Source organism: Myxococcales bacterium, assembly GCA_016716835.1.
Lineage (GTDB): Bacteria > Myxococcota_A > Polyangia > Haliangiales > Haliangiaceae > JADJUW01.
Map to the genome: position 1 here is coordinate 824,784 of JADJUW010000001.1, position 24,422 is coordinate 849,205.

18 protein-coding genes and 3 pseudogenes are annotated in these 24,422 nt (G+C 65.1%); 12 read left to right on the plus strand and 9 right to left on the minus strand.

Annotated elements, in window-relative coordinates; genetic code table 11:
• Positions 1-13 precede the first annotated feature (13 nt).
• Together IPL79_03655 and IPL79_03660 are read right to left on the minus strand one after the other, a co-directional pair.
• Positions 14-1,288, minus strand: coding sequence for a histidine--tRNA ligase (locus tag IPL79_03655; GenBank protein MBK9070090.1), 1,275 nt, complete (start codon positions 1,286-1,288; stop codon positions 14-16).
• A gap of 24 nt (positions 1,289-1,312) precedes the next feature.
• Positions 1,313-2,032, minus strand: coding sequence for a competence/damage-inducible protein A (locus tag IPL79_03660; GenBank protein MBK9070091.1), 720 nt, complete (start codon positions 2,030-2,032; stop codon positions 1,313-1,315).
• Positions 2,033-2,119: 87 nt separating this feature from the next.
• Here IPL79_03660 and IPL79_03665 point away from each other — a divergent pair, with 87 nt between their 5' ends.
• The 3 genes and pseudogenes from IPL79_03665 to IPL79_03675 all read left to right on the plus strand — a co-directional run bounded on the left by IPL79_03665 (position 2,120) and on the right by IPL79_03675 (position 5,204).
• Complete coding sequence (locus IPL79_03665) at positions 2,120-3,433, plus strand: amidohydrolase family protein (protein ID MBK9070092.1); 1,314 nt, start codon at positions 2,120-2,122, stop codon at positions 3,431-3,433.
• Positions 3,430-4,553 (plus strand): annotated as a pseudogene (gene carA, locus IPL79_03670) (glutamine-hydrolyzing carbamoyl-phosphate synthase small subunit). The gene IPL79_03665 and the pseudogene carA overlap by 4 nt, the downstream one beginning before the upstream one ends.
• Before the next feature lie 3 nt (positions 4,554-4,556).
• Positions 4,557-5,204: a hypothetical protein gene (locus IPL79_03675; protein ID MBK9070093.1), complete on the plus strand. Its 648-nt coding sequence runs from the start codon at positions 4,557-4,559 to the stop codon at positions 5,202-5,204.
• Between the two features lie 353 nt (positions 5,205-5,557).
• On the opposite strand, the gene IPL79_03680 is transcribed toward IPL79_03675, so the two are convergent.
• From IPL79_03680 to IPL79_03690, 3 genes and pseudogenes are all read right to left on the minus strand, one after another.
• On the minus strand, positions 5,558-6,289 hold the full coding sequence (locus IPL79_03680) for an ATP-binding cassette domain-containing protein (protein ID MBK9070094.1): 732 nt from the start codon (positions 6,287-6,289) through the stop codon (positions 5,558-5,560).
• Positions 6,290-6,373: 84 nt separating this feature from the next.
• Positions 6,374-7,090 (minus strand): annotated as a pseudogene (locus IPL79_03685) (ATP-binding cassette domain-containing protein).
• A gap of 111 nt (positions 7,091-7,201) precedes the next feature.
• On the minus strand, positions 7,202-7,927 hold the full coding sequence (locus IPL79_03690; GenBank protein MBK9070095.1) for an EI24 domain-containing protein: 726 nt from the start codon (positions 7,925-7,927) through the stop codon (positions 7,202-7,204).
• Between the two features lie 137 nt (positions 7,928-8,064).
• On the opposite strand from IPL79_03690, the gene guaB reads away from it, so the two are divergent.
• The 5 genes and pseudogenes from guaB to IPL79_03715 all read left to right on the plus strand — a co-directional run bounded on the left by guaB (position 8,065) and on the right by IPL79_03715 (position 13,045).
• A complete protein-coding gene (gene guaB / locus IPL79_03695) occupies positions 8,065-9,558 on the plus strand; it encodes an IMP dehydrogenase (protein MBK9070096.1) in 1,494 nt (497 codons plus the stop codon).
• A gap of 12 nt (positions 9,559-9,570) precedes the next feature.
• Positions 9,571-11,117: pseudogene (gene guaA / locus IPL79_03700) on the plus strand (glutamine-hydrolyzing GMP synthase).
• Positions 11,118-11,158: 41 nt separating this feature from the next.
• On the plus strand, positions 11,159-11,500 hold the full coding sequence (locus tag IPL79_03705) for a hypothetical protein (protein MBK9070097.1): 342 nt from the start codon (positions 11,159-11,161) through the stop codon (positions 11,498-11,500).
• Between the two features lie 23 nt (positions 11,501-11,523).
• Complete coding sequence (locus IPL79_03710; protein MBK9070098.1) at positions 11,524-11,835, plus strand: PEGA domain-containing protein; 312 nt, start codon at positions 11,524-11,526, stop codon at positions 11,833-11,835.
• Positions 11,836-11,854: 19 nt separating this feature from the next.
• Positions 11,855-13,045: an AI-2E family transporter gene (locus tag IPL79_03715; protein MBK9070099.1), complete on the plus strand. Its 1,191-nt coding sequence runs from the start codon at positions 11,855-11,857 to the stop codon at positions 13,043-13,045.
• Between the two features lie 9 nt (positions 13,046-13,054).
• Here IPL79_03715 and ychF read toward each other — a convergent pair whose 3' ends face one another.
• Positions 13,055-14,149, minus strand: a complete 1,095-nt coding sequence (gene ychF / locus IPL79_03720; GenBank protein MBK9070100.1) for a redox-regulated ATPase YchF — start codon at positions 14,147-14,149, stop codon at positions 13,055-13,057.
• A gap of 77 nt (positions 14,150-14,226) precedes the next feature.
• Between ychF and IPL79_03725 the strand changes: the two genes are divergently transcribed.
• Positions 14,227-14,814 (plus strand): SDR family NAD(P)-dependent oxidoreductase, encoded by a 588-nt coding sequence (locus tag IPL79_03725; GenBank protein ID MBK9070101.1) that lies wholly within the window; start codon positions 14,227-14,229, stop codon positions 14,812-14,814.
• Entirely contained in the window at positions 14,811-15,062 is a 252-nt protein-coding gene (locus tag IPL79_03730) for a hypothetical protein (GenBank protein MBK9070102.1), read from the plus strand. The genes IPL79_03725 and IPL79_03730 overlap by 4 nt, the downstream gene beginning before the upstream one ends.
• Here the strand turns inward: IPL79_03730 and IPL79_03735 are convergent.
• Positions 15,052-16,797 (minus strand): hypothetical protein, encoded by a 1,746-nt coding sequence (locus IPL79_03735; protein MBK9070103.1) that lies wholly within the window; start codon positions 16,795-16,797, stop codon positions 15,052-15,054. The genes IPL79_03730 and IPL79_03735 overlap by 11 nt on opposite strands.
• A 246-nt stretch (positions 16,798-17,043) precedes the next feature.
• On the opposite strand from IPL79_03735, the gene IPL79_03740 reads away from it, so the two are divergent.
• Positions 17,044-18,363 carry a VanW family protein gene (locus tag IPL79_03740; GenBank protein ID MBK9070104.1) on the plus strand — a complete coding sequence of 440 codons (1,320 nt, stop codon included), beginning with the start codon at positions 17,044-17,046 and terminating at the stop codon, positions 18,361-18,363.
• Between the two features lie 15 nt (positions 18,364-18,378).
• On the opposite strand, the gene IPL79_03745 is transcribed toward IPL79_03740, so the two are convergent.
• Positions 18,379-20,289, minus strand: a complete 1,911-nt coding sequence (locus tag IPL79_03745) for an ATP-binding protein (GenBank protein ID MBK9070105.1) — start codon at positions 20,287-20,289, stop codon at positions 18,379-18,381.
• 115 nt (positions 20,290-20,404) lie between these two features.
• Between IPL79_03745 and IPL79_03750 the strand changes: the two genes are divergently transcribed.
• Complete coding sequence (locus tag IPL79_03750; GenBank protein ID MBK9070106.1) at positions 20,405-23,110, plus strand: hypothetical protein; 2,706 nt, start codon at positions 20,405-20,407, stop codon at positions 23,108-23,110.
• Here the strand turns inward: IPL79_03750 and IPL79_03755 are convergent.
• Complete coding sequence (locus tag IPL79_03755) at positions 23,107-24,390, minus strand: tyrosine--tRNA ligase (GenBank protein MBK9070107.1); 1,284 nt, start codon at positions 24,388-24,390, stop codon at positions 23,107-23,109. The two genes, IPL79_03750 and IPL79_03755, sit on opposite strands and share 4 nt — an antisense overlap.
• Between the last annotated feature and the right edge of the window lie 32 nt (positions 24,391-24,422).

Genomic DNA, 24,422 nt, shown 5'->3' on the forward strand with positions numbered 1-24,422 from the left:
GTGCGAGGCGACTTTATTCCGCGAGCAGCTGCTTGATCGCCGCGGCCGCCGCAGCTGGATCAAGTAACGAGACGGTCACCTGGCGTTTTTCGCGTAGATGCTTAACGGTTGCGGTGCCCGCGGCGAGTTCGTCATCGCCAAGCGTTAGCACCGCGGCGGCGCCAAGCTTGTCGGCGCGTTTGAACTGCGCCTTGGCCGAGGCCTGGCGCAATTCGGTTTCGATGCGTAGGCCAAGCGGGCGCAGCGCATGCGCGAGCACGATGGCTTGTTTGCGCGCGGCATCGCCGAGGCTGGCAATGAACAGGTCAAGCGTTGCCTCGCCGGGGGCGTCGGCCATGCACAAGATGGCACGCTCGACGCCAAAGGCAAAGCCCATGGCGGGCGTTGCCGGGCCGCCGAGGCTTTCGACCAGCGTGTTGTAGCGCCCGCCGCCGGCGACGGTGGATTGCGCGCCGAGCTCGGGATGGTAGCACTTCATCTCGAAGACGGTGCCGGTGTAATAGTCGAGGCCGCGCACCAAGGTCTCGTCGCGACGAAACGGAATCGCGAGCGCGGAAAGCAGCGCTGTCACTTCCTCAAAGTGCGCGTTCGAGGCATCCCCTAGCGACGCCGACAGCAATGGCGCCTCCGCAATGATCGGGCGACACGCCGGCACCTTGCAGTCCAGCACCCGCATCGGGTTGGTGTGCAGGCGCCGTTTGCAATCGCCGCAGAGCGCCTCAGCGCGCGGCGTGAGATAGGCGACCAGCTGCTCGCGGTAGACGGCGCGGTCCTCGCCGGTGCCGACGCTGTTGACCAAGACCTCGACATCGCGCAGGCCCGCGCGCGAAAACATTTGATGCAGCATCGCGATTTGCTCGGCGTCGATCGCCGCCTCGGCGATGCCATACACCTCGCAGCCGATCTGCCAAAACTGGCGATAACGCCCGGTCTGCATCCGCTCGTAGCGAAACATCGGGCCCTCATACCAAAGCCGCGTCACCGGCTCGTGGTGGTGCAGCGAATGTTCAATGTAGGCGCGCGCGCAGCCGGCTGTCATCTCGGGGCGCATGGTGAGGCTGCGCCCGCCGCGGTCGGCAAACGTGTACATTTCTTTTTCGACGATGTCGGTCGCCTCGCCGATGCCGCGGGCAAAGAGGTCGGTCGACTCGACGATCGGCGTGCGAATCTCGCCATAGCCATACGCCGCGAACGTCTCGCGACACACCGCCTCAAGACGATGCCACTTGCGAGTATCGCTTGGCAGCAGATCGTTCATGCCGCGTACGGACGTAATGGTCTCGGCCATGGGGCGCACGCTAGCACACGCCGGCTATTTCTGTAAGTGCGGGCCCAGGCGCTGACACAGCTCGGCATGTGACGCCGCCACCGCCGCGCGGTCGCGGCCTTCAATCGTAATGATGACGTGAAACGATGCCTCATCAAAACGCGGGTAGCTGCCAAACTGCAGGTGTGGGAATGCCGCGGCTACGGCGGTGAGGTCATCTGCGAGCGTCCCCTCATCGCAGCGAACGATGAGACGCTCGGTGCACATCGGCGCGCCGACGAGGGTGGGCGCCAGCGCCGCAAACTTTCGCCGAAATAGCGACGGCACGCCGGGCAAAATAAACACATTGCGAAACCGCATGACCGGCCAGCCAGGGTCGCCGTTGGTAAGCAGCGTCGTGCCGCTTGGCACCTCGGCCAGACGCAAATTGGCGGCTGCGAGGCGCTCGCCCCAATGCTGGCGGACGAGCTGCTCTAACGTGGGGTCGCGCACCACGTCGACGCCAAATGCCCGCGCGATCCCGGCCATGGTGACGTCGTCATGCGTCGGCCCAACCCCGCCAGAGGTGAAAACATAGGTGTGCTTGGCCGCCTCGGCGGCGACGGCATCGGCGATCTCACCGACGACATCCGGCAGCACGGTGATGCGGCGCAGGTCTACGCCTAGCGCGCGCAGCTCGGCGACGAGAAATGGGCCATTCTCATCGGCAAATTTTCCGCTGAGGATTTCATCACCAATAATGACCGCGCTCGCCGTCGACGCCACGTCGCCACTTTAGCACGCGGACGCCTGGGGCAATGGTTGCGCCACCCCGGTATTGCGCGCGCCTAGCGCCGCTGCTACTTAGAGGGCATGTCGTTTACTCTCATCGGCGGCCGCGTGCTCGATCCGGTGAGCGGCATGGATCAGGTGACGAATGTGTCGGTCGACGCGGACGGGCGCATTAGCGGAATCGGCGCGCAGCGCGCTGGAAAGTTGGTCGACGTCTCGGGGCAGTGGGTGCTGCCCGGCCTCGTCGATGTCGGAACCTATGCGGGTGAAGCCGGCGGTGATGGCTCAGATGGGCTTGCCGCAACCGCACAGGCCGCGCTGACAGGCGGGTTTGCAACGTTGATGCTCAGCCCATCGATGTCGGCAGGCGCGCCGCGCATTGATCATCCGTCGATGGTGCAAGCGCTGCGGTCGAGGGCGAGTGAGGTCCCGATTGCCATTAAGATCATCGCTGCCGCGACGCGCACGCGCGGCGACGGCCAGGTCGAGATTGCCGACATTGCGGGCATGGTGCGTGCGGGCGCGGTAGCGATTGGCAACGTGGGGCATCGCGAGCAGCCGATCGCCAACGCCGCCATCATGCGACGCGCCTTGGAGCACGCGAAGACCATTGGGGTAACAGCCATCGCCTCGCCGCTCGATGTCTCCTTACGCGAGGGCGGCGTTGCGACCGAGGGCGCGATTGCGACGCGCATGGGTTATCGCCCGGATCCGGCGGCTAGCGAACACGCCGCGCTGGCGCGCGATTTGGAAATTGCCGCGTTGGCGCAGACGCCGTTGCTATGTTTTGGCATCACGACGGCGCGGGCGGTCGAGCTGGTGCGCGCCGCCAAGGCGCGTGGCCTGCGCATCACGGCGGCGGCGCCCATGCACCACTTGCTGCTTGATGAGACGGCGCTGCTAACGGCGCCGTACGACACCAATTTCCGCCTAGACCCGCCGCTGCGCCGGCGCGATGATGTCGACGCGCTTATCGCGGGCGTCGCGAGCGGCGAGATCGACTGCGTCGCAACAGCGCATACGCCGCTGGGGCAGTTGGCCAAGGAGCCCGAGTTTGAAGATGCCGAGCCAGGGGCGCTTGGGCTGCAAACCTGCTTGGCGGCGTTGCTCGGCTTGGTGGCGGCGGGGCGCTTACCGTTGCTGCGCGCCATCGATGCGGTCACCGCTGCGCCCGCGCGCAGCTTGGGGCTTTCGTGCGGCACCCTGAAAATTGGGCAAGCCGCGGACCTCTGCCTCTTTGATCCCGCGGAACGCTGGGTTGTCGATGGCCAGGCCGTGGGTTCCTGGGCGAGCAACACGCCCTTGTGGGGCAAACAATTGACCGGTCGCGTAACGGCGACCATTGTCGGTGGTATCGCTCACTACGATCGACATAGTATGTTGAGCGCGCGATGAAACCGGCAGCCTTAGTCCTCGAAAATGGCGCGACGTTTAGCGGCGTCGGGTTTGGCGCGCCGGTAGAGGCCATTGGCGAGGTCGTGTTCAATACCTCAATCACGGGGTACCAAGAGATCGCCACGGACCCATCGTATTGCGGCCAGATGGTCGTCATGACGGCGAGCCACATTGGCAACGTCGGGCAAAATCGCCAAGATGATGAGGCGTCCCCGGCGTGCCGTGGCCTCATCGTGCGCGAGATTTCGCCATCGGTGTCCAATTGGCGATCCGAGGGCAGCCTCAGCGAGTTGCTCGCGAGCCATGGCATTCCTGGCCTGGCCGAAATCGACACCCGTCGGCTGACCCGCATCTTGCGCGACGAGGGCGCGATGCGCGGCGCCATCACCCCAGACCGCGATTTCGAGGCGGTGTTGGCCCGCGTGCGGCGCGCGCCGGTGATGACGGGCCTTGACTTAGTGCCGCAGGTTACCTGTGCGGCGCCCTATGCCTTTACCGAAGCGTCATGGACTGCGCCCGACCAGATGCGCGTACCACCATCTGCGGCGCCCCGTCCGCTACGTGTGGTGGCCACGATTTTGGCGTCAAGCGTTCCATCTTGCAGCAACTCGTCGGCGCTGGGTTTGTGGTTGAGGTCGTGCCCGCGACGACCACCGCCAGCGAGGTATTGCGGCGCCAGCCACACGGCGTTTTTCTTTCCAATGGGCCCGGCGACCCGGCGGCGGTTACCTATGCCATCGACGCCGTGCGCGAGCTGATGGCGGCCAAGACGCCGATCATGGGCATCTGCCTCGGTCACCAGATCTTGGCCTTGGCCCTTGGCGGCAAGACGTACAAATTGCCGTTTGGCCATCATGGCGGCAACCACCCGGTAATTGATCTTGCGAGCGGTCGCGTGCAGATCACCGCGCAGAATCACGGCTTTGCCGTTGATGCCACCACCTTGCCGCCGGGCTGCGTCGTCTCGCACAAGAGCCTCTACGACGGCACGGTCGAAGGCCTGGTCGCTAAGGATCAGTTGGCATTTAGCGTGCAGCACCATCCCGAGGCCAGCCCGGGACCGCACGATGCCGACGCGCTGTTTGCGTCGTTTCATCAATTCGTGCTCGAACGGCAATAGCACATGGACCTCGGTGACGACATACAAGTGCTGGCCGCGCAGCTCGCGGCGGCGCATGAATGGCTGCTCTCCACCACCAGTCCGATCGCCTCCGAGCCTGCGCGTCGCGCCAACTTTGAGTCGGCGCGCGGCAAGGTGTTTCAAGAAGAGACGCTATGGGAGACGTGGTGTCAGCTCTATGTCGAGTGGTGCGCCATCGACGCTCAAGATCTTAACGCGCGGCAGGCGTGCCTCGACGCCGCGCCGTCGGATCTGCGCAGCGCCGTGGCGGCCTGGCTGGCCTCGCAGCGCACGCTGTGTGAATTTTCGCGCCTACAGCCAAGCGTGCGCGTGGTCGATGTCCTGCGCGGCGCGACGTTTGAGGCCACGACGGCGATTGCCCTGGCAGGGGTGCAACCTGGTGACCTCGCCGAGGTTCGCCTCGTTGGCTTTGGCGGCCGGGTGTGGCTGGGGCCAACGATGCTGTTCCACGCGCGCGCCGCGCGCACCGCGATCGCGCGGCAGTGCCAAGACGCGACGGCCGCGGGGGCGCCCCCAGAACGCATCATGGATGCCTTAGCCCAGCTCCTCGCCAAGGTCGGCCGCTATTCGCACATGCCCGCGCACAAGATCTACGCCCTCGACCAAGCCCTCGCCGATCGCGGCGCGTAGACCAACGCAACCGGCAGGTGGGCGCACGTGTCTTCCTGCTCGCAGATAGCGACCCTCCGGGGCGCGGCGAGACGGCTGTGGTATCCACAACCCTTGGTGCTAGCCACACCGCCCTGCAATCTATGCTCGCGGAAGAAACGTGCGCCACCTGCCGGTAGGTGTTTGCGTGTTGGAAGTACAGCGCAGGAGCGGCGTGCGACACATGTTCGGATCAGAGCGTTTCGCGAAGGCACGTTGGCTCCGGCCAGTGGGCGAGCGGTGCCCTCCTGAGCGCAAGGCGTCGTGAGCAGAGCGAACAGCCGTAGCTCTGAGACGAAGCATGTGGTCGCGCGCCGCGGACTGTCGCACCCCGGCTAGACTTCAACCATGCCGGCGTGGATGAAGTGTTGCACATTGCGATCTTGCGACGCGAGCACCTCGGCCGGGGTGCCGTAGGCGGCGATCTTGCCTTGGTGCAGCAGCGCGATGCGGTGCGCGATGCGAAAGGTCGACGACATGTCGTGGCTGATGACGATGCTGGTGATATCGAATTGCTGCTGCGTCGAGACGATCATGTCGTCGATGGCGCGGGTGCGCAGCGGATCTTGCCCGGTCGTCGGCTCGTCGTAGATCATGATTTCGGGCTTCATGACGATGGCGCGCGCCAGGCCCACGCGCTTTTTTTGCCCTTCCGAGATGTCAGACGGCATGTAGTTGGCGATGTCGGCGATTTGCAGGCGCTCGAGCACCTCGGTTACGCGCTCGTGCAGTTCCGCTGGCGCCACGTTGCGTTCCTTGAGCGGAAACGCCACGTTGCCGTAAACGGACAGCCAATCGAGCAGGGCGGCGTGTTGAAACAAAAGGCCAAAGCGGCTGCGCACCTCATACAGCTCGTCGACGCTCATCGGCACGATGTTCTTGCCAAAGACGCGGATTTCGCCGGACGTCGGCTTAAACAACCCCATCAGGTGCTTGATGATGACGGACTTGCCCGAGCCGCTGGCGCCGATGAGTACGGTGATCTTCTTGGGCGGGATGGCGAGCGAAACCCCCTTGAGCACCTGCTTGGTACCAAAGGTCTTATAGACGTCGATCAGTTCGATGATGGGCGGGGTGGTGGCGGCATCGCGCGCGGCATCCGCGGATTCGCCGGCCCCGGTGGCGTGCGCGCCCAGGCGCGTCGTGCTGGCGCCATCGAGAAACTCGCGCACCGGGTGGAGGTCGCAGTGAATAAACTCCTCATGGGTGCCATAGAAAATGATCTGGCCCTCATGCAAAAACGCGACGCGATCGGCGAGCCGCTTGGTGCTGGCGATATCGTGGCTGATGATGACCTGGGTGATCTTGAAGCGCTGCTTGGCATCTAGGATCATTTCGTCGACTTTTTCGATCATCACGGGGTCCAGGCCCGTGGTCGGCTCGTCGAATAAGACGATCTCAGGATTGGCGATGAGCGCGCGCGCCAAGCTGACGCGCTTACGCATGCCGCCCGAGAGCTCGGCCGGCAAGAGGCGCTCGCTGCCCGCCAACCCGACGATGCGGATGAGCTCGTGCGCCAACGTGCGAACCTCGTCAGGCGGTAGATTTGAATTGGTGGTAAGCGGAAACTCGACGTTGCCTTCGAGCGTTAGCGCATCGAACAAGGCATAATTCTGAAACAGCACGCCGATGCGCTTGCGGACCTCGAGCATCGCCACCGGAGATAACGTGGCGACGTCTTGACCAAACATGGTCACCTTGCCGCTATCGGGATTCATCAGGCTCATCATGAGCCGCATCAGCACCGACTTGCCCGAGCCGCTGCGGCCGACGACGACGGTGGTCAGGCCCGGCAGAATCCGCAGGTTGAGCCCATTTAGCACGCGCTTGTCGCCGAAGGCCACCGAGACATTTGCCAGCTCGATGATGGGCTTATTGGGATCGAGCGGCCACTTGGTGAGGCCTGGCAACAAGAGGTTGCTGCGCTCGTAGTGGGGGGGGTGGGGCGACACGGTCACGAAACCTTTGCCACGGGTGTATCACAGGCGGCGATGGGTGGCGATGGCCGCGGCGATGGTGCCAAGCGGCAAGGCCACCAGAAAGCCAATTCCCGTGAGCAGGAGCAGCACATAGGCGGCGCCGTTGCCGACCACCAGCCAGCGGTTGCGCCGCACAAAGGCGACGCTTTGCGAGATTGAATGGTTGGCCTCGAGCGCGAAGTCAAAATTGCCAAACCCAGCAAAATAGGCCTGCACGGAAAACGCCAGCAGCGGGGCCGCGAGGCCGAGCACGGGTATTACCCCGAGCATGAAGATCGGCAGAAAGAAAAACGCCTCCATCACGATATTGCGCGTCGCCATGGCGAGCCCGCGCGCAAGCTCTTTCGCCGCGCGCGCTAGTGAGAATGAGGTGTCGTCGGTGGTGCCGGCGAGGTGGCGCTGCACGCGTTGGGCCAGTGGCGACATCACCGGGGCGCAGATCGCCATGACCATTTGCTTGAAGAAAATCAGGCCTAGCCCCAGCATGAGCAAAAGCCCGAGCATTTGCGCGACCACGCCTATCAGCGGCACGTCGCGGGCCCACGGCGCCCACGCGAGCATCGTGCGAGCCGCATCGTCGGCAAGCGCCAAGGCGCCGGCGAAGATGCCGATGCCAAGGGCGGCGCTGGCCACCGCCGGCACGATCAGGTACCACCACAGCCGCAAGCGCGAAACCAGCTTCAGCGCCTCTGCATATGACAAGATGCCCTCGAGAAAGTCGTTCATGTCGGCCCGGCCAGCGTATCGCCGTCGCTGGGCGGGGCGAAAGGGCGCGGCGCCAATTCCGCCAGCCCGGGCGAGCGTCGCATTGCTCCATGGGCCCGCTGGGCGTATGGTCGGGCCAGCCAAAGGACGCCGCCACGATGACCTCCGCTCCCAGTTTTCGCCGCCGCTTAGAAGCCGATCACCTGCGCCAGGCCATCACGTTTGACGACGTGCTGCTCGTGCCGCAACGCAGCGACGTCTTGCCCAAGGACGTCAGCACCCATACCCAATTAACAGCCACGATTCGCCTACAGATTCCGCTCGTCAGTTCGGCGATGGACACGGTCACGCTGGCCGCGACCGCGATTCGCATGGCGCGCGAGGGCGGGCTTGGCTTTGTCCACAAAAACCTCTCCATCGAAGCGCAGGCGCGCGAGGTCTTGCGCGTCAAGAAGGCCGAGTCCGGCATTGTCGTCGACCCAGTGACCATTGGCCCCGACGAAGAGCTCGGGCGCGCGCTGGCCGTGATGCGGCATCACAACATTTCTGGCTTGCCGGTGATCGATGCGAACCGCATGCCGGTCGGCATCTTGACCAACCGCGACGTGCGCTTTGAGCGCCGCATGGACCAACGCGTCGGCGACGTCATGACCAAGCCGCCGATTACCGTCGCCGACGGCGTCGCGATCGACGATGCCAAGGAGTTGCTGCACAAGCATCGCATTGAGAAGCTGCTGGTGGTCGATGCCGCGGGGCGCCTTAAGGGCCTGATCACGGTGCGCGATCTCAACAACGCGCAAAGCCATCCACTCGCCGCCAAAGACGAGGTCGGTCGCCTGCGCGTTGGCGCCGCGGTTGGCGTGGGCGGCGATCGGCCGGAACGCATTGCGGCCCTGGTCGCCGCCGGCGTCGACGTCATCTGCATCGACACGGCGCATGGCCATTCGGCGGGCGTGCTCGCGGCCGTCGAGGCCACGCGCAAGGCGTTTCCAAAGCTGCAACTCGTGGCCGGCAACGTTGCCACGGGCGAGGCGACCCAGGCGCTCATCTCCGCCGGCGCCCATGCCGTCAAGGTTGGCGTCGGCCCGGGTTCTATTTGCACCACGCGCATCGTCGCGGGCGTTGGCGTGCCGCAGCTCACGGCGATTGCCGACGCGGTGGATGTGGCGAGCGCGCATGGCGTGCCGGTGATTGCCGATGGCGGTATCAAGTATTCCGGAGACGTCGCCAAGGCGCTCGCCGCGGGCGCGAGCACGGTGATGATCGGCGGGCTGTTCGCTGGCACCGACGAAGCGCCCGGCGAGATTATTCTCTATCAGGGCCGCAGCTACAAGACCTATCGCGGCATGGGCTCTATTGGCGCGATGGGCGAGGGCTCCAAAGACCGCTACTTTCAAGAAGACGTCAGCTCGGCGCAAAAACTAGTACCCGAGGGCATCGAAGGGCGCGTGCCGTACAAAGGCCCGCTGCAAGAATCGATCTATCAGCTCGTCGGCGGCCTGCGCTCGGCCATGGGGTACGTCGGCTGCGCCACCATCGATGACCTGCGCACCAAGGCGCAATTCGTCCGCATCTCGTCCCAGGGCCTGCGCGAAAGCCACGTTCACGACGTCATCATCACCAAAGAAGCCCCCAATTACCGAGTGGAGTAGCCAGGCGCCGCCATGCATCACGACACCATCTTAGTCATCGATTTTGGCTCGCAATCACCCAGCTCATCGCGCGGCGCATTCGCGAGCTTGGGGTGTATTCCGAGATTCTGCCGTGTACCACGCCGCTAGCGACGATTGCCGCACGGGCACCCAAGGGGCTCGTGCTCTCGGGCGGACCTTCGTCGGTATACGATGAAGGCGCGCCATCGATTGATCCTGCGATCTATGAGCTTGGCTGCCCGGTGCTCGGGATTTGCTACGGCGCGCAACTCACCGCCAAGCTACTCGGTGGCCATGTGACCGCCGCGACGCACCGCGAATACGGCCGCGCCGAAATCGCGGTCGAGCGGGGCGAGGGCGTCCTGGCGGCGCTGCCGGCGGGCTCGACGACGTCGGTGTGGATGTCGCATGGTGACCACGTCGAGCGCGTCCCCGAGGGCTTTGTGCGCACCGCGAGCTCGGCCAACTGTCCGTGGGCGGCGTTTCATAACGACGCGCGGGGCATCTATTGCCTGCAATTTCACCCCGAAGTGGTGCACACCGAACGCGGCAAAGAGATTGTTAGCGCGTTCGTGCTCAGCATCTGCAAGGCGGCGGCCACGTGGTCGATGGCCTCGTTCGTGGATGCGGCGATCGCGAACATCAGGCAGCAGGTCGGCGACCGCGGCAAGGTCATCATGGGCCTCTCGGGCGGCGTCGATTCTTCGATCGCCGCGGCCTTGCTTCATCGCGCCATTGGCGATCGCCTGGTGTGCATCTTTGTCGACAATGGCCTCTTGCGGCAAGACGAGCGCCACACGGTCGAGGCGACCTATCGCAAGCACTTTCCGGTCGATCTGCGCGTCATCGATGCGACGGCTGCCTTTCTCGAGGCGCTGGCCGGCCTCACCGACCCCGAGCTTAAGCGCAAGGCGATTGGTCGCGTCTTCATTGAGGTGTTCGAGCAGCAGGCGCGCAAAATTGAAGGCGCGGCATTTTTGGGCCAGGGCACGCTTTATCCCGATGTGATCGAATCGGTGTCGTTCAAGGGCCCAAGCGTGGTGATCAAGTCGCATCACAACGTCGGTGGTTTGCCCGAGCGCATGAAGCTGGCGCTCGTTGAACCGTTGCGCGAGCTCTTCAAAGATGAGGTGCGTGCGCTCGGCGAAACCCTTGGCGTGCCGCACGAAATGGTGTGGCGGCAGCCGTTTCCGGGACCGGGGCTCGCGGTGCGTTGCATCGGCGCGATCACGGCGCCGCGCCTTGAGGTGCTGCGACGGGCCGACGCCATCATCGAGCAAGAGATCCGCAAGGCCGGCCTCTACGACAAGATCTGGCAATCCTTTGGCGTGTTGTTGCCGGTCAAGTCAGTGGGCGTTATGGGCGATGCGCGCACGTATGAAGAGGTGTTGTCGCTGCGCGCCGTGACCTCGCAAGACGGCATGACCGCCGATTGGGTGCCGTTGCCCTATGAGGTGCTCGGCGCCATCTCCAGTCGAGTCATCAACGAAGTCCGAGGCATCAACCGCGTGCTCTACGATATAACCTCCAAGCCGCCGGGAACTATCGAATGGGAGTAGCCACGCGGCGCGGCTCGCTTGCTTTAGTCGGCGCCATCTTGATGAGCGTCGCAGCTGTGGCGCTCGCCGACGGCGAGCTTCGCGCCACCGGGCGCGCGCCCGCGCTGCGCCTGGCACCCGATGCGCGCAGCTCGCTCGATGTTGCGCTGCGCACCGCGCACGCGGCTGCCGTTACAGACTTGGTCGCGGCGGCCACCGCGCTCGTTTCGCCAAAGGTTGCGATGGCGCCAGCTGCATTGGCTCGCCTGGCGTGGATTTGTGAGCGCGCACCGGCAGAGGTCGTCGGCAACCCCGACGGCTCGGCGGTGGTGACGCTCACGCTTCCCGCCGCGACCGTGGCGTCGTTGCGCAGCGGCCCGCGCCGCGTCGCCGAGGTCAAATAGTGCGATACGCTTCGCCCCAAGCGATGGTCTTGGCCTTGGCGGTCGCAGGTGCGTGTACGAGACCGGCGGCCACGTCGCGACCGGCCGCCAAAGTCGTGATTGAGGTAATTGCCTCGCCGCCCGATGCCGAGATCTGGGTCGATGGTCGCTACGTGGCGACGGTGGCCGAGGCGGTTGGCGGCCTGCGCGTACCCGTGGGGGTGCATGAGGTCGAAATCACGCGCGAGGGCTATTACCCATATCTCGTGGTCGTCGACGTCGTCGAGGCAGCGGCACCCCCACCGCGCATCGAGGCCACGCTTTTTCCGGTCGTGCGCGAGCCGCCGCGTCCTTAAACTGTGCCAAAACTGCCGCATGGAACAGCCCAAGGTCCCCGCGACGCCCATCTCAGTCGTTGGCCCGTGGCGGTGGTTGGCAATCTGCGCCCTGGTGGTCGTGAGCTATTACGTCGTCGCATTCCTCGCCGACATCCTGGCGCCCGTGCTCGCCGCCCTCGGCCTGGCCTACCTCATGTCACCGCTATGCGACGCGCTGGTAAGGCGAGGTCTCTCGCGCTCGGTCGCCAGCTTCATCATTATTGGCATTATCTCGGCCATCGTGCCGGTCGCGATCGCGATCGCGGTGCCGATGCTAGCCAACGACCTCATCGAATTCGTCGAAAAGCTGCCCGATTTGCTGAGCCGCGGCTCGCTGTGGATCAATAGTCAATTTCACACCCAGCTGCCGACGGATTGGACCGACATCGCCAACCTCGGCGCCATCATGGGACAGGCGGGCGACGCCAAGAGCATGGCGCGCGAGGCGGCGACGGCGGCGCTCGGTGGCATCTTCTCGATCCTTGGCTTCTTGGGCCTGCTGCTGGTGGTGCCGGTGTTTGCCTATTATTTCTTGGTCGACTGGCCCAATATCCAGCAGCGCATCTTACACGCGATTCCGCCGCGGCGGCGGCAGCGTGCCATCGAGCTTGGGCGCGAGGTCAACGCCATCATCGCCGGCTGGGCGCGCGGCCAGTCGACGGTGGTGCTGATTCTCGCGGTGCTTTACTCGGTGGGCTACTCCCTCGCGGGGCTTGATTTTGCGTTGCCGGTCGGCGCGCTCGCCGGCGTGCTGACCGTCATCCCCTACATCGGCCCGATTTTTGGCGGCGTCGTCGCGGTGCTGGTGGCGCTGGCGCAGGGCGGTAGCATTGACCTGCTGGCGGGCGTCGCGATCGTGATTGGCGTCGGCCAGCTGGTCGAGTCATTCTACCTCACGCCAAAAATTGTCGGACACAGCGTCGGCATCTCGGAATCAGCCGCGCTGCTCGCGGTCATCGTTGGCGGCAACCTGTTTGGCTTTGTCGGCATCTTGCTCGCGGTGCCGCTGGCCGCCACCGTGCGCGTGCTCATCTCGATCTACTACCGCAAATACGAACACAGCGATTTCTACGGCGATGAGGCCGATGCCCACGTGACGGTGACCCCCGCCATGGAGGCGGTGATGGTGGAGCCCGTGCTCCCCCACGCCGGCGACCACGTCACCGAGTCGCCTAGCGACAAGGCTTGACCTCAGGTCCTACACATTAAACAGGAAGTGCATGATGTCGCCGTCCTGCACTTCGTAGGTCTTGCCTTCCATGCGCAGCCGGCCGGCGGCCTTGAGCGCGGCCTCGCTGTGGTGGGTCTCGAGATCTTCGAGCGAGTAGACCTGGGCGCGGATAAAGCCTTTTTCGAAGTCGGTGTGAATGACGCCCGCGGCTTCGGGGGCTAGCGCGCCCTTGCGAATTGTCCATGCGCGCACTTCTTTTTCGCCGGCGGTAAAATACGACTGCAAGCCGAGCAGGCGATAACATTCACGCGCCAGCGTGGCCAACGCGGGTTCTTTGAGGCCATAAGAGCCAAGCAGCTCGCTGCGCTCTTCGGGGCTGCAGTCGGCGAGCTCGGCCTCGATCTTGCCGCACAAAATCACCATGCCGGCGCCCTCTGTGCGGGCGCGCGCGGCCACGGCCTCGCTCCATGCATTGCCACCCGGCAGGTCTTCCTCGCCGACGTTGCAGACATAGAGCACCGGCTTGGTGGTGAGCAGACCAAAGGTGCTGGCCATGGCGCGCTCGTCGTCGGTCATGTCTAAGTTGCGCACCGACTTGCCGCTCTGCAGATGCGCGCCAATTTTTTCGCACAGCGCAAACTCGATCTTGGCTTCTTTGTTGCCGGTCTTGGCCAGGCCCGAGGCCTTCTTGGTCCGCTTTTCGAGCGACTCCGCGTCGGCGAGCACCAGCTCGAGCTCGATAATTTCAATATCGCGCATCGGATCGACCGAGCCCGCGACATGCACGACGTCGCCGTCTTTGAAGCAGCGCACCATCATCAAGATGGCGCTGGTCTCGCGGATGTTAGCGAGGAATTTATTGCCCAGACCTTCGCCCTGCGACGCGCCCTTGACCAGGCCAGCGATATCGACAATTTCGACCGCGGCGGGGATGACTTTTTGCGTCTTAACGTACTTCTGAATGCGGTCCATCCGGGCGTCCGGCACCGGCACGATGCCGACATTGGGGTCAATGGTGCAAAATGGGTAGTTAGCCGCCTCGGCCTTGCCCGAGGTGAGCGCATTAAACACGGTGCTCTTGCCTACGTTTGGAAGCCCGACGATGCCAACGGATAACGCCATGGGCCCACTGGTACCCGGATTTGGCGCCTTTCGCAACCGGTTCGGCGGCCACCGCCTGGCATGCTAGGCTGCCTGCGATGAAAACGATTCTCGTCACGGGTTCGACCGACGGCATTGGCAAGGCGACGGCCATCGCGCTCGCCAGGCTTGGGCATCGCGTCATCGTCCACGGGCGCAATCAGCCGCGCGTGCAAGCCGCGGTGGCAGAGGTGCGCTCGGCGGTGCCGGGGGCAGCGCCACTGGCCGTGAGTTTTGATCTCGGGCGCCTGGCGTCGGTGAGGACCGGTGCCGCGGACGTACTTGGGTTGTTGGCGGGCGCACCGCTGCATGTGCTCATCAACAATGCGGGTATTTTCGCCAGCGAGCGCGAGGTCACCGGTGATGGCAACGAGCTATCATTCCAAGTGAATCATCTCGCGGCGGTCTTGCTCACCGAATTGCTCATGCCCGCGCTGCTCGCCGCGGCGCCAGGGCGCGTCATCAACGTCGCCTCGATCGCGCATACCAGGGGCGAGCTCCATCGCGGCGACTTGACCTTGGCAAGCAGCTTCACCGGTTACGCCGCCTATGCACAAAGCAAGCTCGCCAACGTGCTGCATGCGCGCGCGCTGGCTGCGGCCTATGAGCCGCCGCGGCTCCTCGCGTATTCGCTGCACCGGGCGTGATCAGCACCAAGCTGCTCAAGGCCGGCTTTGCCGCGCGTGGTGCGGAGGTCGAGAGCGGCGCGACGACCAGCGTATGGCTTGCGACAGCGGATGGCGCCGACGTCGCGGCCTTGCCAAGCGGCGGCTACGTTGCGCAAGGCGTTTTGACGCCGCCAAGCCACGCGGCGCAAGATGATGAGCTGCGCGATTGGCTATGGCGGGTCAGCCGCGAACTAGTACAGCTGCCGTCGCACGCACTCAGTAGCTGATCGGAAACGACACATTCGTTCGGCGCCCGTTGATGGCGGGGAAGCGCATTTGCCGCACGACGCCCGCAATGCACGAGGTCAGCCCGCCTCCGGCCTGATCGTTGACGCGCACACTCCCCGGCACGCCAGTTGGGCCATCGATCGAAAAGGCAATGTTGGCGTGGCGCACGCCGCTGGCGCGCACGCAGCTGCCAAGCGGCCGCGCGTAACGCGAATAGACGTCGTAGATTTGCGACTGACTGAGTTTTTGGCTGCCCATGGAGTCGTCATCTTCGCCGTCGCCCGACATGTCGAGCGTGGCGACATCAGAGGTGCCGGGCACGCCCCCCGCCGAACCGGTGCGCTTGCCGCTAGGCCCGCGCTTGACATTTTTCGCCGCGGCGGCGGCTGCGGTGCCAGGGTTATTTGCCTGGGCGGGGTCGCCAGCTTTCGCGGGGCCCGTATTGGTCGCTACCTCGGTCGTTGGCGCCATCGGCGTAATCTCCGCGACGCTTGGAGGCGGCAACGGCGGCAAAGCCTTTTTTTCCGGTATGGACGCATAGACCAACACCGCGACGATGGCCGCGCCCGCCAGCGCGCCCAGGCCAAGCACGCGTTGGTTGCGTGTCTTGCGCGAGGTAGCGGCCGCGGCCGCCTGCGCAGCGCGCTGCACGGCCAGCCGTTGGGCGGCGGCGGTGGCGCGCGCGGCGAGCAGCGGATGTTCGCCAACGGCGCACTTGCGGCCGTCGAACTGGTCGGTGATTTCATGCGTTGCCGCGATGTCGCCGCGATCGATCTGCGCGGCGATGTCGGCGAGCGTGTAGGGTCCGTAGTCGAGGCGTTCCTTCGTGACGAGCCATCGCTCGCTGTCGTCACTCGGTGCGGCGCGCTTATTGCGAGCCGGTGGGGCGCGCTCGCCGCTGGTGCTCGGCGCCTGAGCCGCTTGTCCCAGCGCCTCCTGCACCAGCTCGCCAAAGACCCGCAGCGAGCCAAACCGCTTGGAAGGCTCACCCGCACAGGCGCGCGCGATGAGCTGGTCAACGGTCTCGCCGAGCTCAGGACGGATATCGCTGGGGCGAGGCCCGCCGCGCACCAGCGGCGTGGCGGTCAGCAAAAAATAGCATAAGGCACCGAGGCCAAACACGTCAGACGCTTCGCTGGCGGGCGAACCGTTGGCGACCTCGGGCGCTACGCAGAAGGGTGCGGCCAGGCGCCCACTGCCCACCGCGTGGCAAATGGCGGGCGCCAACGCGAGGTCAAGCCACACCAGCTGCGAACCTGGCAGCAGCCAGAGCGAGGCCGGCGTGATGGCCCCATGGATTCCGGCCGATTTTAGGCTTTCAAATAATTGGGCGATGATGGTGGCGACGGCATCGGCCGGCAAGGGGCCGCGCGCCGCGACGACATCTTGCAGCGGCGAGCCGCCAGGCAACGTAGAGGCGAGGTCGAGGTCGCCATGAAAGTCAAGGTCGGCGCTGGCATGGCAAAGCGCTATGTCACGCCGCTCGCCCAGCGCGCCGAGGCGCGCAACGCCCACGGACAATAGCTCGAGCGACGTCGACGACGAGGTCAACGCGTCGTCGAGCCGCAGCGCGCGGCCATGCTGGTAGTGCAGGGCGTACCCAACGCCGTGCAACACGCCCGTCGTTGCACGCGGCGCGACCGCGGAACTCTTTGTGCCCGGCCCGCCGCGCGCGCTGCGATCGGTAGCCGGTGTTGCTTGCGGCCGCTTGGCCGCCGTGGGCGGTGAACTCATATAACCGGCATTCCCACGGCTCTAGTCTACGTATCCCTAAATGCCGGCGTCAATTTGCCGGTCACCTGATCGTGGAAAGATTGAATTGTCATGGCGTGGGCATGATGCATACATCAGGCATCGTGGACATTGCCAGACATTCGCTTACAAGCGCGGGGCTAACGCGGGCCTCGAGATGAGCGGGAATAGATCGCGGCGCGCGTGCGTTCTTGCGGGTGAGTTGGTAAAATCCTGCTAGGCTTAGCCGTGGTTACTTCAAAGCACCCAAACCCGTCCGAACGCAAGGCCCGTCGGCTTTTCCTCGTGAGCGGCGTGTGTGCGTTCGCCGGTACCGCACTCTTGGTGGCGGCGGTCGTTGGCCCACGCGTGGCGCACCGCCGGTCGGCGACCGAGGTGGCGGCGAGCTCGGCAACGGGTTCGCAGGCGGCGCCGCGCGACGACGAGGCGTGGACGGCACGGCCAGCGGTGCTGTCGCTCGGTGAGAAGTCGTTCGAGCGCGCGTGGGGCGATTTGGGGGTGACGACCAGCGACGGCGCGCGTGTCGACGTCGACCCGGCTAAGGCGAGGCAGGCCCTCTTAGAGATCAAGGGGCACGTCGACACCTTACCCACCGATGCCATGCTCGATTTAGAGCGACGCGTCATCGTGCCTGAGCAAAACGGATTTGTGCTCGACGTCGAAGGTTCCCTGGTCGCGCTGACGTTGGCGGCTCGGCGTATGGAAGGTGCCGTGACCCTGGCGGGCAAGGCGATGCCGCCGTCGGTAACGACCTCGACGTTGGGCATTTCCGATATCTCGCATGTCCTGGCTTCGTACAAAACCAACTTTTCGGTGAGCGACCGCGATCGCAATTTCAATCTCAAGCTCGCGGCGTCACATCTGCACGGGCTGGTAATCGCGCCGGGGCAACAAATATCATTTAACGAAGTCGTCGGCGATCGCACCGAGAAAACCGGCTATCGCGTCGCGCACGTCATCTCCGCGGGCGAAATGGTCGATGGCCTCGCCGGCGGCACCTGCCAGATATCGACGACGTTGTTTGGCGCGGCGTTTTTTGCCGGCCTTGATATTGTCAACACGACGACCCATTCGCGGCCGCTGGCATATGCCCCTATGGGCATGGACGCCACCGTGACGTATCCCCACATTGATCTAAAGCTGAAAAACCCGTACGAGTTTCCCGTGGTCATTCGTTATCGCGTCGCCAATGGCGAGGCGCTCGTGGAAATTTTGGGCAAGCAGCGCCCCTACGAAAAAATCGTGTTTGAACGCGACATCATCGACCAGGTGCCATATGAAAAGCAAACGCGCGACGATCCGATGCTCGCACTCGGCGACAAAAAGCTCGATCAGCCCGGGATGAACGGCTACAAGCTGCGGCGATATCGGCGGTTCTATCAAGATGGCAAGGTGGTGAAGTCTAACAAATGGGACATCACGTACCAGCCGGTGGTTGAGTACGTCAACGTCGGCACCAATCCGGCCAAGCCGCCGCCCACGGTGGCGCCGCCGGTGGAGTTTGAGCCCGCTAAGCCCAAGAACATGGCGACCAAGATCGCGCACTAGGCCGCGGCGAAGGCGTTACACGCGGCCGCTCGCAGCTTGCTCCAAGTGGCAGCTTTCGATGAGCTGGGCTTGCGTGATTGCCGAACCCGCGGCCAGCGCGCGCGACGCGGCCCGCACCAAGGCATTGAGCATATGGCCACCGGTTAAGGGAAATCGCGCAGCCAGGCCGGGAAGGTCGACATCCGACGCGAGCGGCGCCTCCGCGGGCATGAGGCGTTCCCACAGCAACGTGCGCTCGCGGAGATCTGGGGCCGGCAAGGCGACGCGATAGCGCAGCCGCCGCTTGAAGGCGGCATCGATTAAATGCTCATGGTTGGTGGTGAGCAGCACCACGCCGCCAAAGGTCTCGAGGCGCTGGAGCAAGAAGTTCACCTCGAGATTGGCATGGCGATCGTTGCTCGATTTGACATCCGTGCGCTTGGCAAACAGGGCGTCGGCCTCGTCAAATAAGAGAATGGCGCCGCTCGCCTCGGCCTCGTCAAACAGGCGCGCGAGCTGCTTTTCCGTCTCGCCGATGTACTTGCTGACGACCCGCGCTAGGTCGACGCGAAACAGCGGGCGTCCGAGTTCGTGCGCGATGAGGGCCGCGCTCATGGTCTTACCGGTGCCAGGTGGACCCGCGAGCAAGGCCGTGACGGCCCCACCGTATGGCAGCTTGACGGCAAAGCCCCACCCTTTAAGCAGCTCGCCGCGGAATCGACAGGCGTCGATAATATCTTGCAGCAATTGCCGCGAGTCGTCGTCATAGACCGCGCTCTGCCACGAGGGCGCGTGGTGAACCTGTGTCGCCAGCCCGCAAAACCGTGGCGCCGATTGGCTAAGGTCGCAGCGCTCGTGCGGCAGCCCAGCCAGCCAGGTTGGCAGGTTGCGCGTGGCAAGCACGATGGGTGCGTGGGGGGCAAGGTCGGCGAGCAACGGCGCGAGGCTTGCCGCGCTGCCTGGGTGGAGGCTGGCGTCATGGGCGGCGTGGTCGTCGTCAAGGCGCACGACGAGCACGGCGTCTGTCGTCGCGGCGAGGCGATTGGCGGCGGCCCACATCTCGCCTAGCAAGACGTCGGTGGCGACGTGCACGCAACATTCAATGATGGTCCGCTGACAACGCGCGGCCGCATGCAGCAGCACGTCGGTGAATGCGTCGCCGCAATCGTCCACGACAACCAGTTTGCCCGGCTGCCAGGTGGCGGCGAGCGCCGCCGCATCGCGCGCAGGCGACAAGCCATCGGCGGGCGGGGCGGTTGGCCGAGGCAACGGCGGCGTAATTTTAAGACCCAGCCCAGCGCGCGGCACGCGGCCCGTGCTGAGCCAATCGACAATGTCGTCGGCAAGGCGCAAACACCGGTGCGACCACGACGTGGCCTGAGGCCCGTCGCAGACCACCACATGGCTGCGGCCCAGCGCGGCGTGACTGCGCAGCGATGCCATCATATGCGGATCTGGGCTGCGGGGATCGCGCGACGCCAGCAGCGCGACGGCGGCGGCATCGAGGCGACCATCGGCGACGGGCGTCGCCGCCAAATGGCGATTGAGCACCAGGCCTGCGTCGACGGAGAACATGGCCGCCACCAGCACGCGTTCGTGGGCCGTGAGGGCGAGCCGAGTCGCCAATTCGCCGAGCCGGCGGGCAAGGGGGCTGGTTGGTTGGCGCGATTGCACCGTTATGATCTCGGCGAGCTGCGCGAGCTGCGCCTGGGCCGCGAGGTAATCGGCGCTGCTGGCGGCCAGCTCGGAGAGCGCGCAGTGTTGCAGCGCGGGCGCCAACCCGCGAGCCCGCGCAATTAAGGCGAGCTGCGCGCGCGTGTAGTCACAGGCGAGCGCCAGGAATGGATCTGCGCCGCCGTCCGCACGAGCGGGAGTGGGGGGCGATGCCGGGGCCTGGGTATCGTTGGCTTGGTCGAGGTAATGGTGGGCGGCGGCGTGCATGGTCATGCTCGTATTATCGGGCGCGACGCGTCCGCGTTGCGTAAATACGATTTCACGCAACCGGCGGCTTTGGCCGCTGATAACAGGACATGGCGATCTTGCAGCAGGCGATGGGCTGGCAATGGTGAAGCGCGATGAGCGCGATCTGGCGGCGGCGTTTACGCGTGCGGTGGCCCAGCAACAGGCGCCCATGGCCCTTCACGCGGCCGCGATGCAGCCGCTCACGGCGGCGTTGCCGGCGGCGTCCGGGGGCTTTGCCCTTGCCGATTTAGGGGCGGTGGTGCGCACTCATCTGGCCAGGTTGCGCAGCGACGGCGAGGCCTGCGCGGATGAGGCCGCGGAGGTGATTGCCGACAACCGCGATAAGGCCCCCACCGACGAGCCGATACCGGTGGATGTGCTTTCGGCGGGTGCCTGCGCCGACCAGCATCTGCCAAACCAGGTGGTGCGAGGCACGGCGGCAAAGCCTCACGCCCGCCGTGCACGTCGGCGCGTCACGGGTGGCGGTACCACGGCGCCAGCGCTCGGCGATGTCGCGGCGAGCGAGGCCTTGGCGGCCAGCGAGCTATTTGATGCGGTTCCTGGCGTTTCCCGGCCGGCGGCGGTCGATGCCGCGCTTGGGCGGCTGCCGCTACATCCCGAACGACAACAACAGCTGGATGCGTTGACCGCGATGCTGAGTCAGGTCGATGAATGCGCGGCCTTCCTTGCCACCGACAAGGCTGCCACCAGCGCGTGGCACCAAGTGCCCGCCGTCGGGTCGATCTTGGCGCTCGATGCCGCGGCCTTTGCCGGGACCTATGAAAGTCCGTATGTCGCCATTGACGGCGTCGTCGGCGCAATGCTGGTGCGTCTCGATGGCCAACGCGCGACGTATCGCGCGTCGCTTGCCGTGCTTGACGTCGTGACCGAGGTGCTGTGGGCGGCTAAGATCTTGGCCAAGGTTTATCGACCGGTAGCGCCGCCTGTCGCCATCATCGCCGCGGTCATTGCGCTTGCCAGCAAATGCCTGCAGGCGATGGCGGCCTGCACCGATCTCGCGATCTTCGCGCTGGGCGCGCTTAGGTTTCGCGATCTTAAAAACAGTGGGGACCCGCTTCAGGCCAAAGCCCTAGCCGGATTGCTTAAAAAGGAGGCCGGTGGTGCGATCAAGGCGGCGCGGACACTTGGCTCGGTTGCCAAGGCGCGGGCGGCGCGCTCGGCGGCGATGCAGCCTAGCTATTTGCGCGTGGCGGAGCGCGTGCGCACCGTCGCGGCACGTCTTCCCGGCGCTCGCCTAGCGGCGCGAAAAAATCCGTTCGCGTGGTGGCAGCGAAAATCGGCGCGGCTGGTTGAAAGCCGTCAGCGACGCCACGACCAGCGTCGGCTCGAGGCACACCTACAGGCCGGCGGCACCGCGGCTTCGTATGCACAGACGCGAGATGTCACGGTGGCGCGTTATGAGCGCCTCGGCGCGGGGCTTGCGACCGCCGAGCACGGCGAGGCGCATGCGGTTGCTTTGCGGCAGCGGCGGATCCGGGCGCACCTGGCGACCGATACCCAAGAAAGCGATGCGGCGCTCTCGGAGCTGGCGCAGGCGGCGCAGGCAAATCGGCGGCAGCGGCGGCAGCTCGGCCGCCGCGCGCTACCGACCGACAAGCGCGCGCGGCATGAGCTGCAAGTGCAGCGCGCGCAGGCCTCCGAAGCGCGGCAGCAACTCGACGACGAAATCGCGCGCATTGCGGCGCGGCCTGCGGCCTTGGCGGAGGCGCGGGCAAACACCAGCGTCGCCGAGCTGACCTCGCGCGAGGCGTCGCCGCACCCTGATCGGCAGCTTGATCAAGCCGGTCAAATCGCCGATCGTGAGCTAGGCCGCGAACTCAAAGCGTTTCACGGCGATGACGCGCATGTCGAGACCATCGAGGCCGGGGAGATGCTCCTCGCGCCGTGGCACAAGCAGCGCGGCCGCCCGCTGCCGTCAGCCCCAGCGTCGTTAGATGAGCTGCCACATAGGTCACTCGACCTTGAGCCGCTAGCAACGGAAGGCGAACGTGCGGCACGTTGCGATGAGGATCTGACCGTCGCCTGGACGCCGGAGGCGCTGGCCACCGCGACCCACGCCGCCCGCCGTTTACCCGAGGCCAGGCGCGTGATCGAAACCTATATCGGCCGCCACAAGAGCCTGGTGCTCGAGTTCCAGGATATCGGCCAAACCGCCGCCGCGCTGCGTGCGCTCGACCAAGCCCGACGTGGCCTCGTCGCTAGAAATCAGGAAAAGCTAGAGGCCAGTCAGACGGTGCTCGGCGAGCAACAGCACGCGCTGCAAGCGGCTGAGCCGATTGCCTCCGCGATCGCCTTGCAGGACGCAGCCATCGCCCAGGCGACCGTCGGCGATACCTCAATTCCGGAGGTGGTCGGTGGCTCATGGTGGCAGCGCGCGCTGGCGTTTGTGCGGCGCAAGGTGCGCGCTTTGGCGCAGGCGACGATCGGCCGCGTCGAGCAATGGCTGGCGCGGGGCGTGCTTAGCCTGGTTACCGGCATGTCAAAAAAGGAATTTCAAGGCGTCTTGACTGGCAGCGCGCACGCCGTGGCGCAAGGGCAGGCGGGCGCGCTGGATGCGGCGGGTGCCAATGCCGATGCGGTGGCGCAAAGCGAGGCGTTGCACGGCCTGGTGCACGAGGACGAGCAAGCTGCGTTTGGGCAAGTGCTCGAAAGCCGCGGCGCCATCGCCCACGCCGTACCCCTACGCGCGACCCTTGATGACATGCAACAGGCCTTGCCCGGCGAAATTGCCGAAGGCGCGAGCTACGTCGAGGCGATGCGCGCCGAGATTGCGCCTGGGGCCTAGCTAATTCGAATCAGGCGGTAGTCTTTTTTGCCGCTGCGAAGCAAGATGAACGACGCCGAGGCGCGGTGCTCGTTGGTTACGATGAGCTTTTCATCGGGCACGCGCACGTTATTGAGATATGCGCCGCCTGCGGCCACCAAGCGCTTGGCGTCGCCTTTGGATTTGCAAAGGCCGCCGGCGACGAGCAAGTCGAGGACGCTTAGGCCAGCCGCAAGCGCTGCCCCGTCGATGTCGCCGGTGGGCAGGTCGGCCTGCAAGGCGCGCAACGTATCGTCGCTGATGCCCTCGAGGCTGCTGCCAAACATCACCGCGGTCGCGGCCTGCGCGGTTGCTACCCCAGGCTGACCATGCACCCAACGCGTAAAATCCTCGGCGAGGGTTTTTTGCGCCAGTCGCTCATGCGGTGCGGCGGCGTGCGCGGCGATGACGTCGTCGAGCTCCTGCAGCGGCCGCCACGAAAACATCTTGAGAAACTTCGCCACGTCGGCATCGGCCGCGCCCAGCCAGTATTGGTAGAAGGCGTAAGGCGAGGTCTTGCTGGCGTCGAGCCACACCCGTTGACCGGTCGAGGTCTTGCCCATTTTTTCGCCGGCGCTGTCGGTAAGCAGCGGCGCCGTGAGGCCAAAGATTTGCGTCTCATGACCAAGCTTGCGCCATAGCTCGGTGCCCGCGGTGATATTGCCCCACTGGTCGGAGCCACCAATTTGCAGCCGACAACCAAAGTGCTTGGCGAGATGCACATAATCGTAGGCCTGAAGCAGCATGTACGAGAATTCGGTGTAGCTGATGCCTTGCTCGCGGTCTTGCAGGCGCGTGCGCACCGAGTCCTTGGCGAGCATGTAGTTGACCGTGATGTGCTTGCCGATGTCGCGCAGAAAATCGATATAGGAGATGTCCTTGGTCCAGTCGAAGTTGTTGACCAGCTTGGCGCCGGCGGGGCCTTCGTCGAAGTCAAAAAAGCGCCGCAGCTGCGTGCCGATCGCCGCGACATTCTGTTGCAAGGTCTCCGCGTCTAGCAAGTTGCGCTCGGCGCTCTTGCCCGACGGATCGCCGATCATGCCGGTGGCGCCGCCGACCAGCGCAATGGGGCGATGGCCGGCGCGTTGCAGCCGTGCCTGAATGATGATCGGCACCAAGTGCCCAACGTGCAGGCTGGTGGCGGTTGGGTCGTGCCCGGCATAGTGCGGCACCTTATCGCCCGTGAGCAGGGCAGCGAGCTCCGCCTCATGAGTGACATCGGCCACGAGCTGGCGAGCGCGAAGTTCTTCGAGAATGTTCATGCGTTGGCTCCGCGGTTGGCAGTCATCGCGCC